This window comes from Dysgonomonas sp. 25, from assembly GCF_010501075.1.
Taxonomy (GTDB): Bacteria; Bacteroidota; Bacteroidia; order Bacteroidales; family Dysgonomonadaceae; genus Dysgonomonas.
Genome location: NZ_QVMN01000016.1, coordinates 1 through 16517 on the forward strand (window position 1 = coordinate 1; position 16517 = coordinate 16517).

18 protein-coding genes, 1 tRNA gene and 1 pseudogene are annotated in these 16517 nt (G+C 38.3%); all 20 read left to right on the plus strand.

What is annotated here, in order from left to right; all coding sequences use genetic code 11:
• The first annotated feature begins 1083 nt into the window (after positions 1 to 1083).
• On the plus strand, positions 1084 to 2499 hold the full coding sequence (rlmD, locus tag D0T66_RS15590) for a 23S rRNA (uracil(1939)-C(5))-methyltransferase RlmD (RefSeq protein WP_163358230.1): 1416 nt from the start codon (positions 1084 to 1086) through the stop codon (positions 2497 to 2499).
• Positions 2500 to 2611: 112 nt separating this feature from the next.
• Entirely contained in the window at positions 2612 to 3970 is a 1359-nt protein-coding gene (locus tag D0T66_RS15595; protein ID WP_163358231.1) for a C10 family peptidase, read from the plus strand.
• Positions 3971 to 3997: 27 nt separating this feature from the next.
• Entirely contained in the window at positions 3998 to 4684 is a 687-nt protein-coding gene (locus tag D0T66_RS15600; RefSeq protein ID WP_163358232.1) for a hypothetical protein, read from the plus strand.
• Between the two features lie 8 nt (positions 4685 to 4692).
• On the plus strand, positions 4693 to 5379 hold the full coding sequence (locus D0T66_RS15605; protein ID WP_163358233.1) for a porin family protein: 687 nt from the start codon (positions 4693 to 4695) through the stop codon (positions 5377 to 5379).
• 165 nt (positions 5380 to 5544) lie between these two features.
• The gene (locus D0T66_RS15610) at positions 5545 to 6480 is read left to right on the plus strand and encodes a glycoside hydrolase family 43 protein (RefSeq protein WP_163358234.1); all 936 of its coding nucleotides are present in this window, start codon (positions 5545 to 5547) and stop codon (positions 6478 to 6480) included.
• 7 nt (positions 6481 to 6487) lie between these two features.
• Positions 6488 to 7390 carry a hypothetical protein gene (locus D0T66_RS15615; RefSeq protein ID WP_163358235.1) on the plus strand — a complete coding sequence of 301 codons (903 nt, stop codon included), beginning with the start codon at positions 6488 to 6490 and terminating at the stop codon, positions 7388 to 7390.
• A gap of 129 nt (positions 7391 to 7519) precedes the next feature.
• A complete protein-coding gene (locus D0T66_RS15620; protein ID WP_163358236.1) occupies positions 7520 to 7876 on the plus strand; it encodes a hypothetical protein in 357 nt (118 codons plus the stop codon).
• Positions 7877 to 8012: 136 nt separating this feature from the next.
• Entirely contained in the window at positions 8013 to 9020 is a 1008-nt protein-coding gene (locus D0T66_RS15625) for an aspartate-semialdehyde dehydrogenase (RefSeq protein WP_163358237.1), read from the plus strand.
• A 78-nt stretch (positions 9021 to 9098) separates the two neighbouring features.
• Positions 9099 to 9185 (plus strand) — tRNA-Ser (locus D0T66_RS15630).
• 269 nt (positions 9186 to 9454) lie between these two features.
• Positions 9455 to 10657: a site-specific integrase gene (locus tag D0T66_RS15635; RefSeq protein ID WP_163358238.1), complete on the plus strand. Its 1203-nt coding sequence runs from the start codon at positions 9455 to 9457 to the stop codon at positions 10655 to 10657.
• Between the two features lie 11 nt (positions 10658 to 10668).
• On the plus strand, positions 10669 to 11064 hold the full coding sequence (locus tag D0T66_RS15640; RefSeq protein ID WP_163358239.1) for a hypothetical protein: 396 nt from the start codon (positions 10669 to 10671) through the stop codon (positions 11062 to 11064).
• 1 nt (position 11065) lies between these two features.
• Positions 11066 to 11596 carry an ORF6N domain-containing protein gene (locus D0T66_RS15645; RefSeq protein WP_163358240.1) on the plus strand — a complete coding sequence of 177 codons (531 nt, stop codon included), beginning with the start codon at positions 11066 to 11068 and terminating at the stop codon, positions 11594 to 11596.
• A gap of 7 nt (positions 11597 to 11603) precedes the next feature.
• Complete coding sequence (locus tag D0T66_RS15650) at positions 11604 to 12140, plus strand: ORF6N domain-containing protein (RefSeq protein WP_163358241.1); 537 nt, start codon at positions 11604 to 11606, stop codon at positions 12138 to 12140.
• A 122-nt stretch (positions 12141 to 12262) separates the two neighbouring features.
• On the plus strand, positions 12263 to 13180 hold the full coding sequence (locus D0T66_RS15655) for a ComF family protein (protein WP_163358242.1): 918 nt from the start codon (positions 12263 to 12265) through the stop codon (positions 13178 to 13180).
• Between the two features lie 11 nt (positions 13181 to 13191).
• Positions 13192 to 13932, plus strand: coding sequence for a hypothetical protein (locus tag D0T66_RS15660; RefSeq protein WP_163358243.1), 741 nt, complete (start codon positions 13192 to 13194; stop codon positions 13930 to 13932).
• 428 nt (positions 13933 to 14360) lie between these two features.
• Positions 14361 to 14627 (plus strand): hypothetical protein, encoded by a 267-nt coding sequence (locus D0T66_RS15665; protein ID WP_163358244.1) that lies wholly within the window; start codon positions 14361 to 14363, stop codon positions 14625 to 14627.
• Between the two features lie 11 nt (positions 14628 to 14638).
• Positions 14639 to 15133: an SLOG family protein gene (locus tag D0T66_RS15670; protein ID WP_163358245.1), complete on the plus strand. Its 495-nt coding sequence runs from the start codon at positions 14639 to 14641 to the stop codon at positions 15131 to 15133.
• A gap of 7 nt (positions 15134 to 15140) precedes the next feature.
• On the plus strand, positions 15141 to 16151 hold the full coding sequence (locus tag D0T66_RS15675; protein WP_163358246.1) for a fusion protein: 1011 nt from the start codon (positions 15141 to 15143) through the stop codon (positions 16149 to 16151).
• A gap of 2 nt (positions 16152 to 16153) precedes the next feature.
• Complete coding sequence (locus D0T66_RS16390) at positions 16154 to 16297, plus strand: PcfK-like family protein (RefSeq protein WP_255489848.1); 144 nt, start codon at positions 16154 to 16156, stop codon at positions 16295 to 16297.
• A pseudogene (locus D0T66_RS16485) lies at positions 16245 to 16379 on the plus strand (PcfJ domain-containing protein); the annotation flags it as partial. The gene D0T66_RS16390 and the pseudogene D0T66_RS16485, both read left to right, overlap by 53 nt.
• Between the last annotated feature and the right edge of the window lie 138 nt (positions 16380 to 16517).

The window sequence follows — 16517 nt, forward strand, 5'->3', positions numbered from 1 at the left end:
TTTTCATGTTATAAAAGAATAAGCCACCTCCCCCTGCCCCCTCCACAAGAGGGGGTAACAGAAAAAGATGATGTGAATAAATAGTTGATTTATAGCTTTTAGCCATTAGCCGATAGCTATTAGCTTTATTGTCATCCCGAAACGGAGTGAGGGATCTCGGTGCGTTCTTACTAATTGTCTTCACTTTTAAGTGGAGGTCTCGAAAGGTTGGTTCAAAAATGGCTTTAGCCAAATATCTTTTGACTAAAGTCATCTCCTGAAAGATGCAACTATATCCACGCCTTAAAAGGCGTGGCAACATTAGACTGTTATCCGTTGACTGATAGCTGTTAGTTTTATTGTCATCCCGAGTGGATACGAGGGAGCTCGTTCCGATTTGGGTGTAGGGGGCAAACATCGTTCGGCGAAGCGCAGGCGAGCCAATAAACATTGCCCCGTATATATCGATTCGCGGGCGCACACGCAGGTGTGTCCCTACAAAATTTCTATTGTTGATAGAAGAGGATGATATACTTCCCCCTTCGGGGGATTGAGGGGGCCTGCTATTGCCTGAAAAATGGCCCCACATTCCCCCTTCTGCAGAGGGGGACGGGGGGAAGCATCCACGGTCATCGCGACCCGGGATGCCCCTGGTATTAACACAAGCAATTATTAAGTTGACATGTAGACGAGTTGACCAGTAAACAAGTTTATTCCATTCTTGTATACTCGTATACTTGTCTACTCGTTTACTTTTTTTTGAAAAAAATACCCAGAAGATTTGGTGGACTAATCGAAAATAGCTATATTCGTGTGTGTGTGTGTGTGTGTGTGTGCACGCGAAAGAGCAATCATCATATTGATATGAAGAATATTAAATAAAAATATATGCTTATAATTGCTCACTATTTGCACGATAATATTACTTTATGATATTGCAAATATAAATGAAATATTCCTAAGCGATTGCATTTTTCTGAATTTTAACATAGAATAATACTGCCTTCGCAGGATATTTTCGATACATAGAGGCCATATTATGCAGATCGGAAATCATAAAAAAGCACTATCTTTGCGGACACGCATAAAATCAAGATCAACGGAATGGCACGGAAAAAGAAGAATTTACCATTGTTAGAACATGTAGAAGTAGTAGATATTGCAGCAGAGGGCAAGGCAATTGTGAAAGTCGATGATATGGTCGTATTTGTACCTTATGTCGTTCCTGGAGACATTATCGATCTGCAAATCACCCGCAAAAAGAATCGTTATGCCGAAGGGCGTGCCGAACGGATAGTAAAGGATTCGCCTGTCCGCGTAGAGGCTTTTTGCGAGCACTTCGGTACATGTGGCGGCTGCAAATGGCAGATTCTCCCTTACTCCGAGCAATTGAAATACAAGCAGAAACAGGTGACGGATAACCTGACGCGCATCGGGAAAATAGCATTGCCCGAAATATCGCCTATCTTAGGTTCTGAAAAAACAGTCTTCTACCGCAACAAGCTGGAATTTTCTTTCTCCAATAAAAAATGGCTGACGCAGGAAGTCGTTAATTCGGGCGAAAGTTTCAATAATATGCAGATGAATGCTTTGGGATTCCATATCCCCGGGCGATTCGATAAAGTGCTCGATATCAATAAATGCTGGTTGCAAGACGATGTTTCGAACCAGATACGGAATTTTATCCGCCGATATGCTATCGATCATGATTATACATTTTTCGACCTGCGCAATCGCGAAGGCATGCTGCGTAACATGTTTGTCCGCACTTCTACTACGGGCGAACTGATGGTTATCATTGTCTTCTATCAATGCCCCGCTGATAAACGGGCTACTCTGCTCGATGCAGTCGGCCGGGAGTTTCCGCAGATAACATCGCTCCTTTACATTCTCAACGAAAAAGCGAATGATACCATCACCGATCAAGAAGTCCTGACTTGGAAAGGGAATGATTTTATTTATGAGGAGATGGAAGGCTTGCGATTCAAGATAGGGCCTAAATCTTTCTATCAGACCAATAGCGAACAGGCCTATAATCTCTACAAAGTTGCCCGCGAATTTGCCGGTCTCACAGGGTCGGAATTGGTATACGACCTTTATACGGGTACGGGTACAATAGCCAACTTCGTAGCCCGCCAAGCGAAACAGGTGATAGGGATAGAATATGTAGAAGAGGCTATAGAAGACGCCAAAGCAAACGCTGCTGCCAATGGCATCGGGAATACGCTTTTCTATGCGGGCGATATGAAAAATATTCTGACACAGGATTTCATCAACGAGCATGGCCGTCCGGATGTAATTATCACCGATCCTCCGAGAGCCGGTATGCACGACGATGTGATAGAGACGATTCTTTTTGCCTCGCCCGAACGGATTGTCTATGTCAGCTGTAACCCGGCGACACAGGCGCGCGATCTGAGCCTGTTGGATGCAAAATATAAGGTGGTTAAAGTTCAGTCGGTAGATATGTTCCCGCATACCCATCACGTAGAAAACGTAGTGTTGCTCGAAAAGCGATAAGATTGTCTTTTTGTAAATAAATGTGATTTTTTGATAAAAAAAGTTGCTGGGTTGATTGTGATTGCTTACATTGCAATGTTAAATAATAATCACAAATAAACAAGACCAGCTTATGAAAAAATTATTTTGGCCCATTGTTCTGATATTCATCGTGTTCGCCTCATGCGACAATAATGAAATAGAGCAAGACCCACATCAACCGGACACTAATGTACAAAACACTCGCGTATCTTATGACGAAGCTTTGGATAGATTAGACGAGGCGTTAGGTATGCTCGATTCGTCCGGGAAAAAGAGTACAAAAAGAGTTATCGCCAATTATTACACTACGGGTGAAGAAAGTCCCACGAAACGTTCGGCAGGAGGAGAAGAGGAAGAAGAACCGTTTCTCTACATTTTCAATTTCGAAAATAACGAAGGATTTGCTATTATATCGGGTGATACGCGCACAGTCCCTGTTTTTGCGATAACCGAATCGGGCAATCTGCCTGAAGGAGGGACAATTGACAATCCCGGAATGGCTCGTGCTTTGTTGGGGATTGACCAATCGTATAGGGATCAGATCAACGATCCTATAACAGTTCCGGATTTTCAAATCGTACCCGGGGAAGATGAACTCAGAATTAAAGAATACCATGTGGAATATACGCCATGGGTAGATACTTATTATCAGGGGCAAAATGCCGATTACGTTGTTTGGGGACAGGGAGATTGGCGAGATGAGGATTATTGGGTGATAAAAGATCTTCCTTATGACGATTTAGCAGATATTATAGATGGCAAAAGAGCAGTAGCAGGTTGTGTTCCTACAGCTGTAGCGCAGCTTTGTGCTTATCACAAATTTCCTGCAACTTATAAAGGCTATTCATTCGATTGGAATGAAATGAAAGAACATCGGAATTTCACTCATCCTAACGCTAGTTATATATTTGCTTATGAGCAGATCGCCCAACTATACGCTGCAATTAGCACGAAAGAGAACTTAGCTGTCAATTTTGGCTTAAAAGAGAGTTCTGCCTATAGAAAAGATATTCCCAAAACGCTGAAGAATTTAGGATTTTCTAATGAAGGGCTTTTTGCTGCTTATGACACTAAAATTATAATTGAAGAGTTAAAAGGAAAATATCCGGTTGTTGCCTCGGGCTATTCTTTTAAACATAAGGAAAAGATTCTTGGGATTACTATTGATACATATCATGATGGGGGACATACTTGGTTGATAGAACGAGTATTGATACGAACAAGAACGATGAAAGAATATTATGAAGGAAAACCTTATGGTTCGAGAGGAGAGGTATACACCTATGTCTATTGCAATTGGGGATGGGATGGCTTGAGAAATGGTTACTATCTTAGTGGTATATTCGATACGAATAAAGGTCCGGAAAATATTACAAAATCAACCTCAACCTCTGGAGAAAAGAACCATTATAAATATAAGTTGGATATAATTTATAATATCCGCAAATAATTATTTAACCAAAAATAGACCCCTAATATGAAAACTATATATAATATCCTATTGTTTGCATGCTTGATTCTTGCATTCTCAAGTTGCCATAGTACAGAAGATGAACCAATCAGTGGGGCTTTCTATTCCGAAAACTTTGTGCAAGCCTATATAATTCCTGATAGGATGGAGATAAGTGTTCGAGACTACGGACACTTGCAGAGTTTTATTTATGTGAAGTTCTACGGAACGGAAATAGACAATATGTCAGATGCCCACGAAGAACAATTTAGCCTGTATAGCCAGAAATATGGTGATACTCACTATAATCAGAAGTTAGTCCCATTTACCAATTGGGCTATGGGAGAGGATATCCAGACAATTGACATTCGATGTGATAAAGATATCGATAGTGAACATCCTACCGGAACATCATTAAATGATGTGATAAAATTATTTGCAGCCTCTCCATATAGATTTATTCAAAACGACTATAAGAAACTTGATGACTATCAAATACCTGAAGATATTGAAGGTCTTTCTTTTAGAGAAGGATATTATCCTGTTTATAAATTATTATCGGATGTAACAGTGTCTGATCTGACTTTGTTAGCTTATGACTATTATCTGGATATTTTACCATCTCTTTCCACTGGCGAATACAATTTCACTATCACAGTGAAGTTCGAAAATGGCAGAATATTAACAGGGACAGTCAAATATGTTGCAGAATAGATGATAATATGAAAAGAACTATCCTCTTCTGTCTGTTGCTATGTGTTGGCGCAATTGCCTTTGCACAGGAGCACAAGAGTCCTATCCGGTTCGGCGTTAAAACGGGATTAAACCTATCGACAGCATTTGTTAGCGATGCATGGGAAAGCAAATTCAAACCGGGTTACAATGTGGGCATCACTGCAGAGTGGCAACTGAAAGAGAGATTTCTGATACAATCCGGATTATCCTTTACGGCCAAAGGCTCTAAACAAGAGAATTTTAATGCCAGTGATTATGTTGGTGGAGATCCTGATTTTACGCATACATTCAACCAATTCTATTTAGAATTGCCTTTATATGCTGCCTATAAGGTAGGTGTTTCAAATCAGATGGATCTTATTTTGGGAGCAGGTCCTTATTTCGCGTATGGCTTAGGGGGAAAGACCAAACAAAAATTGAATAGTGGTTTCTGGAGCGATGGAACTTCAAAGAGGGAATGGAATACATTTGGACATTCCGATTCTTCTCATGGCGAATCATTGAAACGGTTTGACTTTGGTGCCGGTATCAAAGCTGATCTCGAATATAAAAACAGGTATGTTCTTGGTATTGGATTTTCGTCAAGTATAATCAATATTGCGAGAAAAGGGGGATACCGAGACTTAAAATACAGAAATTTCAATATGGCTATTTCTCTGGGATATAAATTTTAGGACACTCCAAGATCTATACTATTTAGAGGTTCTTTATCGGTAAAGAACCTCTATTTTTGTATATTTGCATGTTATAAGATGCGCCTCGGCAATTTCAAGCAAGCTTGATTGCACTCGGCTTTCACTATATTTGCTTTCTCTAAAAAAACTAAAACCTAACTTACCATGAAATCTTTTTTATTCCTTATTTTATGCAGTTTCCCGTTCCTTTGTTGCGGAGACAACAATAGCAATGCCATTACCGAGCCTATTCCTTTAGCCGATCCCTTTATTCTCTATCATGATGGGACATATTATGCTTATGGAACACATTCGGCAGACGGGATAGAGGTATATTCCTCCGAATCGTTGAAAGAATGGACGAAACATACGGAGTTGGCATTAAACAAAAAAGATTCTTACGGTGACAAATGGTTCTGGGCACCCGAAGTGTATTATAATGAGGCGAATAAAAAGTTTTATATGTATTATTCGGCCGAAGAACATATCTGTGTTGCCACTTCCGATTCTCCTTTAGGGCCTTTTGTGCAGGATGAAAAGAAACCGATGCGTGAAGAAAAAAGTATCGATTCGTCTCTGTTTGTCGATGAGGACGGAACGCCTTACCTCTACTTCGTCCGTTTCACCAATGGCAATGTGATTTGGGCGGCACAATTAGAAAGCGATTTGATGACAATAAAAGAAGAAACATTGACGTCTTGTATCGAAGTCTCCGAACCATGGGAAATGTCTATGGCCAAAGTGGCCGAAGGACCTTCGGTAGTCAAGCGGAATGGTGTTTACTATCTGATATATTCGGCTAATCATTATCAAAGCCACGATTATGGTGTAGGCTATGCTACAGCTACCTCACCGTTGGGCGAATGGAAAAAATCTGCAACCAATCCGATATTCCAACATCCGAATCCGGAACTTGTCGGGGTAGGGCATGGAGCGATGTTTACTGATAAAGCAGGCAAAACGAAATATGTTTTCCATGCCCATTTCAGTACAACCGAAATTCATCCCCGGTTGATGCATATAACCGATATGGCTATCTCGGACAAAGGTGTAACTATGAGCAGTGAAAATATCATAACCCCTTATATTATTGTTGAATAATGCATCTATGAGAAAGAGCTTGTTCCTTATTATAGTATTGTTGGCTTTCCTGACCTCGTGCCAGAAGAAGATGTATACCTTGGAGGAAGATGGCGGAGTGGTCGCAAAATGCCGCATCACAGGCATGGAAGAGCATGGCGAAAGTATCGAACAAATAGATTCGATATTAACCCTTCGGTTGAAGCATGTAGCTCCGGGCGTAATCCCGACCATACGCTACAATGAGCCCGATTCGACGTATGCGATAGAATTGCCCGGGCTGAAAACTGAAAGAATAGCCCCGCTCTTTGCGCATGGAAATATGACTATCTCCGAGATATATACTTATCCCGAAGTGGTACAGATGGAAGTAGGCATGAATCTTGTAGATTCTATCCGCTATTATTATACTTTGGAAATGACGCTTAACCCTTCTCTTTTGCTTTCGAATATAAACGAAGTCGCTGTTGCTACTGTGGATAGCATTATAGGAGTAAACAGGGAAAGAGCAAATTTTCCGGAGGATATAAAATTTGCATGGGAATATGTGGACGGCGAAAGGGCAAATCTTTATATGTTGCGCGATACAGATGCCAATATAAACATAAACAGGACATTTAAAAAGAGTGCTATCAAGCCGGGAATAGAAGACAGGTATGACCAAATGGATATTACGCTGAATGATGAAGGTGCAGAACAATTCTATGACCTTACCAAAAAGAATATCGGGAGGATATTGGTTATCTGTGTAGATAACACTGTTTTGCTGGCTCCTATGGTATACTCCGAGATAGAAGGCGGGCAAATAACGATTTCGGGAACCCGTTCCAAGAGCGGACTTATGCTTTTGAACAGCCTTTTGTATTCGCCTATAATAAAGAGCGATATAGAAATTCTGGCAACAACCATAGTAGATAAACCGAATATTTAGATCGGCGGTGTAATTTGTTATTTAACAAATAAAACTAAAAAAATAGTAGTTAACGTTTCATAACATTATAAAATATTGTATATCTTTGCCACTGGTAATTTTTTAATAATTAAAAAAACACTCAAAACAATGAAAAAAATTTTAATGGTTATTGCAATCGCTGCAATGTCAGTATCTTTTGTAGCATGTGGTGGTTCTACTGCTAATTCAGGAGAAGGCACAACTGAAACTACAGAAACTACAGAGTCAAGTTCATCTTCAAGCAGCAATGCTCTTGCTGAATACGAAAAAATCTGTAACAAGATGATCGAACTTGGTCCTAAAATTAAAGCTGGTGATGCTTCTGCTATTCAAGAGTACACAAAAATTTCTGAAGAGTATGCAAAATATGCACAAGATCATGCAGAAGATTTTGCAAAATTGACTCCAGAAGAAGCTCAGAAACTTGCAGAATTGGGACAAAAAGTTGCACAAGCTATGCAGTAATTGAATCCATTCTCTGGAATGAAAAAACAAGGGGCAGTCTCAAAGAGGCTGTTCCTTTCTTGTTTTTAGGAGAAAATCATTTATCTTTACTCCCTCAATTTTTCGGAGTATATAACCGCAACATTTAAAGTATAGAATGAGAATAGCTATTGTGGGCGCCAGTGGTGCCGTAGGGCAGGAATTCCTGCGGGTGATAGAAGAAAGAAACTTCCCTTTCGATGAATTAGTATTATTCGGTTCGGCTCGTAGTGCAGGACGAAAGTATTCATTCATGGGAAAAGAATATACGGTCAAAGAACTTCAGCACAACGACGATTTCAAAGGTATAGATATCGCCTTTGTCTCGGCAGGAGGAGGTACCGCAACTGAATTTGCCCCGACCATCACGAAGCACGGAGCTATCATGATAGACAATTCCAGCGCATTCCGCATGGATAAGGATGTTCCGTTGGTTGTTCCCGAAGTAAACGGCGAAGATGCAAAAATCCGCCCGAAAGGGATTATAGCCAATCCTAACTGCTCGACCATACAAATGGTGGTAGCCATGAACGTGATAGAGAAAATATCCCATATCAAGCGGGCACATGTAGCAACCTATCAGGCAGCATCGGGGGCAGGAGCAGCAGCAATGGACGAGCTGGTAAACCAATATATGCAGTTGATGCAAAATTCGGATGTGACGGTAGAGAAGTTTGCCTATCAACTGGCATACAACCTCATCCCGCAGATAGATGTATTCACCGACAACGGATATACGAAAGAGGAATTGAAGATGTATCATGAGACGCAGAAGATTATGCATTCCGATATTCAGGTAAGTGCGACATGTATCCGTGTACCTGTTTTGCGTTCACATTCCGAAGCTATCTGGGTAGAAACCGAACGCCCTGTATCGCCTCAGGAAGCAAAAGAGGCTTTTGCCAAAGCCGAAGGAGTTATATTGCAGGATAATCCGGCAGAGAAAGATTATCCGATGCCTTTGTTTGTCGCAGGCGAAGATCCGGTTTATGTAGGACGTATCCGCGAGGATATTGCCAACCCGAACGGACTGACGTTTTGGGTGGTTGCCGATCAGATAAAGAAAGGTGCAGCACTGAATGCAGTTCAGATAGCCGAGTATTTAATTAAAGAAAAAGCTATTTAAGCGGCAAACTGTTTGCAATATCGAAACAAACAATTATATTTGCACCACGATTGATAAAATACTGTCAATTGAAAGTCAGGAAGTGTGGGTGAGTGGCTGAAACCACCAGTTTGCTAAACTGACGTACGGGTAACCGTACCGGGGGTTCGAATCCCCCCGCTTCCGCTTTTAAGAAAGACAAAAAGCGACAAAGCTTGGATAAATCCTACAATATCAACGTATTGTGGGATTTTTTTATGTTTTTACTTTTCCAACGAAAGTCATAAAAAAGCCATTTTTGGACACTGTTTTTTGCTAAAGTGTTCACCCTATCAGTTTTATTCGTTCACCCTTGAGATGTCGCAAATTGGCAATTTTTTGTCCAATATTGGAAGTGTTTAATTCTCTCTATAATAGCTGATTAAAATTAATTTTAACACCAAAAAAGAGAAGTTATGAGAACCTCAAAAAGCACATTTAACATCACATTTTATCTGAGAAAAGATAAAATGAAGAAAAATTCGTTCACCCCTATATTCTGTAGGGTAACTATTGCAGGCGAAGCAGTAAGTTTTAATATTCACAAAGATATCAGAGCCGAGATCTGGGATATGGAAAACCACAAGGCTATGGGTAGTTCTCGCGAAGCACGAGAAGTTAATCAGATATTGGATGCTTGCCGTACGATTCTGCACAACAAATATCGAGATATCTTTGAGAAAGATAATTTTGTGACTGCCGAGAAATTGAAAAATTCTTATCTGGGCATTTCTACAGATAATACAATGTTACTTGAGTTGTTTCGCGATCTGATAAAAGATATTGAAGCACTAGTTGGCATCAATAAAACAAAAGCGACTTTACAAAAATATAAGGTTACTTATACGCGGTTGTCGGAGTTTATGAAATTCAAGTATAATATTTCTGATATCAATGTGAAGGAAATTAAATATCAATTCATTTCTGACTTTGAGGTGTATCTACGAACACAGGCTAATTGTAGTCCTAATACAACGGCTAAATTTATTCAATTTTTCAAACGTGTAATTCTTATCGCTCAAAACAACGGATGGATGCAACATAATCCATTTGCCAATTATAAGATACATTTCAAAAAAGTGGACAGAGGATATCTGACAGACCAAGAGCTTGACATTATCAAAAATAAAGAATTTGATATTGAACGACTTGAAAAAGTAAGAGATATCTTCGTCTTTGCTTGTTATACCGGCTTGGCGTACGTTGATACCTTCAAACTGACATACGATAATATTAAAATTGGTATAGATGATAAATTATGGATCATGACTAGGCGAGCAAAAACAGATACCATTGTGAATGTTCCATTGTTAAATATTCCTTTAGCCATTATTGAAAAATATAGAGGGCAACAAAAAGATGACAAAGTATTGCCAACATTGAGTAATCAAAAGATGAATAGTTATTTGAAAGAAATTGCCGATCTATGTGGTATTGAGAAGCGGCTGAGCTTCCATCTTGCAAGACACACATTTGCCAGTACTACGACCCTCGCCAAAGGTGTATCAATCGAAGCTGTATCTAAAATGCTAGGACATACTAATATTAAAACGACTCAGATATATGCTCGAATTACTGAGAATATGATCAGTAATGAGATGAGTAAACTGACACTATAAATTGAGAAATTATGAAAACAGGACATATCAAAATTACAGGAAATTCAGTTGATGTAAAATTTGTATCCGGTACAGTTTGGATGACTGTCAATGAAATAGCCGATTTTTTTAGAATAAATATTTCGACCGTCAATAAACATTTGAAAGGAATATTCAAAGAAAATTTACTGAGAGAAAATGAGGTTGTAAGTGAACATCGTTACACTTGTCCTATATATGGGGAGTGCATCCGAATATATTACAACTTGGAGGTAATTACCTATTTGAGCTTCAGGACTCAATCATTTTATGCAAAGGTTTTTCGTGAATGGGTACTTGGCTCATTGTATCAATCAAATAAATCTCAGAATCGGCTTATAGACTGTGATTTGATTATTAGAGAGTACTCACAATTTAGTTTGAATTAGTATGGAATTGCAAGTAGTACAAAACAGGATATTTGAAGTTCGAGGCTGTCGAGTAATGTTGGATTTTCATTTAGCTGAATTATATCAAGTAGAGAACAGAACGTTAAAGCAAGCAGTGAGAAGAAATATTGAACGCTTCCCTTCCGATTTTATGTTTGAATTGACTAGGAACGAATGGCAAGAGGTTATCACAGTTTGTGATAACCTCCCAGAAAAAATAAAATTCAGTCCTGCTATGCCTTTTGCTTTCTCTGAACAGGGTGTAGCTATGCTTTCATCTGTTTTGAGAAGTAAAGCTGCTATTGATATTAATATTTCTATCATGAGAGCCTTTGTTGTCATACGGCAATATGCTTTGGGATACGCAGAGCTTAATCAAAGGTTAGAAAGCTTTATGCTTGAGACAAATATGCAGTTCAATGACATATATCAGGCTTTGACCGAATTGGCAAGTGTAAAAGAATTAGAAAATAAGCCGCGAAAGAAAGTTGGGTATGTACAAGATGAAGCTGAAGATTCACAAAAAAAGTAAATTGACCATGATATTACAAAAAATAGAAGAGAAGATAATTTTAATTCAAGGTAAGCATATAATCTTGGATAGTGATGTGGCTGAATTTTATGGAGTTGAAACAAAACGTATCAATGAAGCAGTAAAGAATAATCCCGATAAATTCCCAGAAGGTTATATCGTTCAACTGACAGAGAAAGAGTTCGAAAATTTGCGGTCGAAATTTTCGACCACAAGTTTAATGAAGAGTCGTATTGCTCCCAAAGGATTCTCTGAAAAAGGACTTTATATGATTGCTACAATATTGAAATCTCCCAAAGCAACAGAAACAACCATTGGTATTATTGAAACTTTCGCAAAAGTTCGTGAATTATCCCGTAGTATAGTTGAGATGTCTGAAACTTCTGACAAGAAGATGCAAAAAACATTGATGCAACGAAGTGGTGAATTGATTTCGGATGTATTGAGCAACGATTATCAAACTGTGGGTACTGAAACAACTATCGAACTCAATCTTTCTGTCCTAAAAGTAAAACATACCGTAAAGAAGAAGCCAAAAGAATAGCTGATGCAAATATTTGAGAGGACCTCCCGCATTTTATGAGGGAGGCTTTTTTTGTACAAACTTGTGGATATTTCTTCTGATAATTATTATATTTGACAGATACACATTTCAATACTTTTCATATGATTGATAACCTTCAAATAAGTATTCCGATTGAAGAGGTAGCAGAAAATGACGTTGGTAATTATTTTGAACTTTTGAAATTACCGGGTGAGTTTCTTGTTGTACAGAAAGAAGATAGCCAATTTTATTTTATGTGTAATTTAGACTGCCCGATTGATAAAATATGTTCTTCTTTCGATTGGTACATTGTTTCCAAAGACAAATTTAACGAATCATTATTTATTGGAGCAGGCTTAGCCGGAGAAGATCATGCCGAAGGAGAGGTATATAGAGTAAGCGATGAAAACACATTGAAGCTTTGGCGGGACATCTTGCATTTTACATTCGAGAGCGATTTTGTTCGGAAATTTTTTCCTTATACCAATCATTTCAAAGGAAAGATAAGGGTTGATAATGCCTTGTGCTTTTATATCCATGATTACTATCCGGTATCTCACTATAAGGAAATTTCTACATACCAGAAGAAAGTTTCCAATCTTGTTTTTCGTTTCAAGGAGGGGAAACAGTCAGCCTTGGTTGCTAAATTATTTTCCTTAGCTATTATGCGTATGCCCTTTATCAAAGAATTAAAAAATCCTATATTGATACCGATTCCGGCAGCTACTAAAGAACGAAATATACAACGTTTTGCCCAATTTATTTATTTGTTAGCCAAAAGGCTCAAAGTCGAAGACGGCTTCAAAGCTATCTGGATAAAAGAAGATCGCCAACAGTTGAAAGGGACTAAAGGGTACGATAAACTTGAAAATTTGATTTTTCACCCTAACTATTTTCAAGGCAAGGATGTCTTACTGATTGATGATATATTCACAACCGGTGAAAGTTTTATTCAAGTCAAGCGTAAGTTGATTGAACTTGGAGCTCAATCAGTCACCGGATTATTTTTTGGTAAAACAGTAAGAATAGAACAAACTTGAATAATAATAGTATGAAGAAATTACCCAAAGAATATCTTTTATTGAAACAACTTAACACTATTATTCAAGCGTATTTCAAAAGTACGCGCAAAACCGAAATATCTAATTTATCAGAGATATATGATTATATCCGAACAAAAGAACCATTTAAGGATGAATTTCCGACAAGCATTGATTTCAGTCGGTTTATGAGAAAAATGCATCAGGATAAAGTTCTTTTGCAGCTTATTCCCAATTGTAGTGTTGATACTTCCATTCATCATCACTATAAATGGAAATTTTATCCGCAAGATACTATTTCCTCCGATAATGCACCTTTACCAGAGAAAACAGTATTGGCCAAAGGATCAGAAATGGGTAATATATTTAGCAAAAACCTTCAACATGAGGCATCTAATGGTGTAAAAGTTAGATCTAAACAGGAATTGTATATATACAATAGACTCTTAACTTTTGAATTTCTGCGTATTACATATGAGAAAGCTCTGATAGCAAGATGCCAGGAAAGATATCCGGATTTTACCATTGCAAATATGAAAACTAAGAATGTCTTTTATTGGGAACACTTTGGTATGTTTGAATCTAATAATGACTATTTTGATAGAACAATTGAAAAGTTAGTCTGGTATAGAGCTATAAGTATAACCAGCATTGAAGATGGAGGTCGCCTTATTCTAACACAATACAATAACGATGCTCAATTTAAATATGACGTAAATAGATATATTGACAAAATAATAGAAGAAGAATAAAATTATCCTCCGACCCTCTTTCACTCCCATTACATTCTTGTTCAAGACAGTCCCGGATAGACGTTTCGGCAAGAGTACTACTTTTCAAGTGTACACTAGCCTGTAATAGATATTTCCCCAAAATATCATTTTTCCCATTTTCCGAAACAACGATTTTTCGGCTCTTTTCTAATATCCATCTCCTCTATGCACATATCATACCGATGAGGCGGCTGTGTCTTTCAGGCAAAGGTTATCCATATTCTCGGCATGACGTGAAATTCGAGTCCCTGTCGGGATTTTGAAAATAATCTTCCTCTTTCCCTCATACTTCGGGCGAGCGTATTTTTTTCAAAAAATTTGTCATTCCGACAATCTGATCTTTTGCTGCCTTTAGAACAACATACACCTCATCGAAACGACATGGCATAAAAAAAAAGTCGATGGATATGAAAAGAACAGAAAAAAAGAATAATGAGAACAACATTTCCTATCTCACTCGTAGCATAAAATTGGGATTCAGAGTGGCATTTGTGGCTCTTTGCGTGTGGTTTGTGTCTAAAATAGGCGTGTCGGTAGTATCGGTGGTCGGAATATATATAATTGTCCATAGCGTACTTAAAATCATCCGTTTGTCTATTCATGTTGTTTTCTACCTTCTTTTCATTCTCTTTTTGGTAGCCATTGTCATGGGAATAATAGTATTTATCCTTTAACATTTCACAGCATGAAAAATAGATTCATTGATAAATCGAAAACGATTGCCTTTACAGGGCATAGAAATATTACAACAGATAATTTACTGTTCTTGAAAGAAGGACTGACAGCAGTGCTGACAGAGCAGTACAATAATGGCTACAACACATTCATTGTTGGTGGTGCAAGAGGGTTCGACTTATTGTCGGCAGAAGTCGTATTGACCTTGCAAGAAAAATTTGCAGATATGCAACTATTTATTGCCGTACCCTATACAGGTCATCACAATTATTTCACAGACGGGGATAATGAGCGATATATTGCCATTGCTGACAAAGCAACAGCAAATATACTCCTTTCCTCTCACTACTATGACGGCTGTTTTCTCCATCGTAACAACTATATGTTAGAGCATTGCTCCTTACTGATAGCCTACTACAATACACATTCTTTCCGTAGTGGTACAGGCTATACAGTCCGCAGAGCAGAAGCAAATAAAATTCCGATTATTAACTTATTCAAATAATACAACTATGAACAAAGTATTTTTATTAGGAGCAAACAAAGAAATAGATAGAGCCAAACAAGTGGTAGAGGTCAATCAGATTATCCAAATGGAGGGTTACAGCTACCACAGGTATGTAGTGTATGATATTGTAGTAAATCAATGGGGCATCACTTACAAGCTAATCAACCTAACTACAAAAGATTTTCATACAGCCAATATTATCAGACCATTGAAAGAAAAATTTGGCATTGGTTTCTATTACGACAGTAAAAACCCTCAGTTTATGGACGGCTTCGAGGTGGCTATACTCCTACAAGAAGCAGAGCAAAAGAAAAAAGCGGAAGCAGACGAAGAAGAAAAGGAACGCATACGAGTTGAAGAAGTTAAAACGATTGGTCGCAAACGCTTTGCCGAGATATTTCCCGAAGATGCACAAGCCGTTATCGTGGCACGATTAAGACAGAACGAGAGCGACAGTCCAACCGACTACTTCGCCCACAGCCCACAACGCACCGTTATTTTAGGCTTTTCAAAGCATAAGAGAGAGTTGTTTTCTGAAATGAGAAAACACGCTTCAAACTTCGAGGAAATAGCCTATTTAGCAGAGTATAATGAGGACTATGAACATCGGGAAAAATACAGCATGGGCGATGGTTATTACTTAGGCGAAAGTAAGTATCACGGTTGGATAATCGAAAAATGCCCTATCTACAAAAGAGAAAAAACAATCGAAGAATTTGCCTACACCGCAGGAAACGAGGATAATATACACCTCAAATCATTGAATGAAAATAATAATCCGACTTCGACAGAAACAGCCATCACAAACGAGAATCTCTCTTTTGAGATAGTGGATTATTCGGAGAAAGCAATCGCCTTGTTTGGGGATACCAAAGCAATTAAAGACCTATTGTCTGCTATGGGTGGCAAGTTCAATCCGAGATTGAATTATAACAACCAAAAGCACGCAGGGTGGATATTTTCCAAGACTAAGCAAGACGAATTAAACACAGTATTAAATCTAAAAGCAGAATAATTATGAAAATAACAAAGCATTTCAAGAATACAATACAAGCCTATTTAGAGCAACGCGCAGCAAGCGATTCTCTATTCGAGTGGAAGTACACCAATAGAAATTTCTTTATCACAACTTCGGGTTATTCAATCGAGAGGGGTATGTAATAAAAATACAGAATACCACAATCAGATAATTAATCTTGTGGAAAATAATATCTCTATGATTGAGGAAAGGATGGTGGCTTAATTACTCACTAAAACTAGAAGAATATGTATAGTCTTTTTATCGGCTTTCGGAAATTGGGCGAGTTCGATAGCATCTTTAAAGCCAAGAAATATGCTCAAAACTGCAATCTGAACGAAGTCTTTAATCTTATTGGTGAAA

Bases quoted from the DNA above. Each gene is read 5' to 3' on its own strand.
- D0T66_RS15620 (WP_163358236.1), top strand. From the start codon at position 7,520: ATGAAAAAAATTTTAATGGTTATTGCAATCGCTGCAATGTCAGTATCT.
- D0T66_RS15665 (WP_163358244.1), top strand. From the start codon at position 14,361: ATGAAAAGAACAGAAAAAAAGAATAATGAGAACAACATTTCCTATCTC.
- D0T66_RS15640 (WP_163358239.1), top strand. From the start codon at position 10,669: ATGAAAACAGGACATATCAAAATTACAGGAAATTCAGTTGATGTAAAA.
- D0T66_RS15650 (WP_163358241.1), top strand. From the start codon at position 11,604: ATGATATTACAAAAAATAGAAGAGAAGATAATTTTAATTCAAGGTAAG.
- D0T66_RS15605 (WP_163358233.1), top strand. From the start codon at position 4,693: ATGAAAAGAACTATCCTCTTCTGTCTGTTGCTATGTGTTGGCGCAATT.
- rlmD (WP_163358230.1), top strand. From the start codon at position 1,084: ATGGCACGGAAAAAGAAGAATTTACCATTGTTAGAACATGTAGAAGTA.
- D0T66_RS15655 (WP_163358242.1), top strand. From the start codon at position 12,263: ATGATTGATAACCTTCAAATAAGTATTCCGATTGAAGAGGTAGCAGAA.
- D0T66_RS15615 (WP_163358235.1), top strand. From the start codon at position 6,488: ATGAGAAAGAGCTTGTTCCTTATTATAGTATTGTTGGCTTTCCTGACC.
- D0T66_RS15635 (WP_163358238.1), top strand. From the start codon at position 9,455: ATGAGAACCTCAAAAAGCACATTTAACATCACATTTTATCTGAGAAAA.
- D0T66_RS15660 (WP_163358243.1), top strand. From the start codon at position 13,192: ATGAAGAAATTACCCAAAGAATATCTTTTATTGAAACAACTTAACACT.
- D0T66_RS15600 (WP_163358232.1), top strand. From the start codon at position 3,998: ATGAAAACTATATATAATATCCTATTGTTTGCATGCTTGATTCTTGCA.
- D0T66_RS15595 (WP_163358231.1), top strand. From the start codon at position 2,612: ATGAAAAAATTATTTTGGCCCATTGTTCTGATATTCATCGTGTTCGCC.
- D0T66_RS15625 (WP_163358237.1), top strand. From the start codon at position 8,013: ATGAGAATAGCTATTGTGGGCGCCAGTGGTGCCGTAGGGCAGGAATTC.
- D0T66_RS15670 (WP_163358245.1), top strand. From the start codon at position 14,639: ATGAAAAATAGATTCATTGATAAATCGAAAACGATTGCCTTTACAGGG.
- D0T66_RS16390 (WP_255489848.1), top strand. From the start codon at position 16,154: ATGAAAATAACAAAGCATTTCAAGAATACAATACAAGCCTATTTAGAG.
- D0T66_RS15645 (WP_163358240.1), top strand. From the start codon at position 11,066: ATGGAATTGCAAGTAGTACAAAACAGGATATTTGAAGTTCGAGGCTGT.
- D0T66_RS15610 (WP_163358234.1), top strand. From the start codon at position 5,545: ATGAAATCTTTTTTATTCCTTATTTTATGCAGTTTCCCGTTCCTTTGT.
- D0T66_RS15675 (WP_163358246.1), top strand. From the start codon at position 15,141: ATGAACAAAGTATTTTTATTAGGAGCAAACAAAGAAATAGATAGAGCC.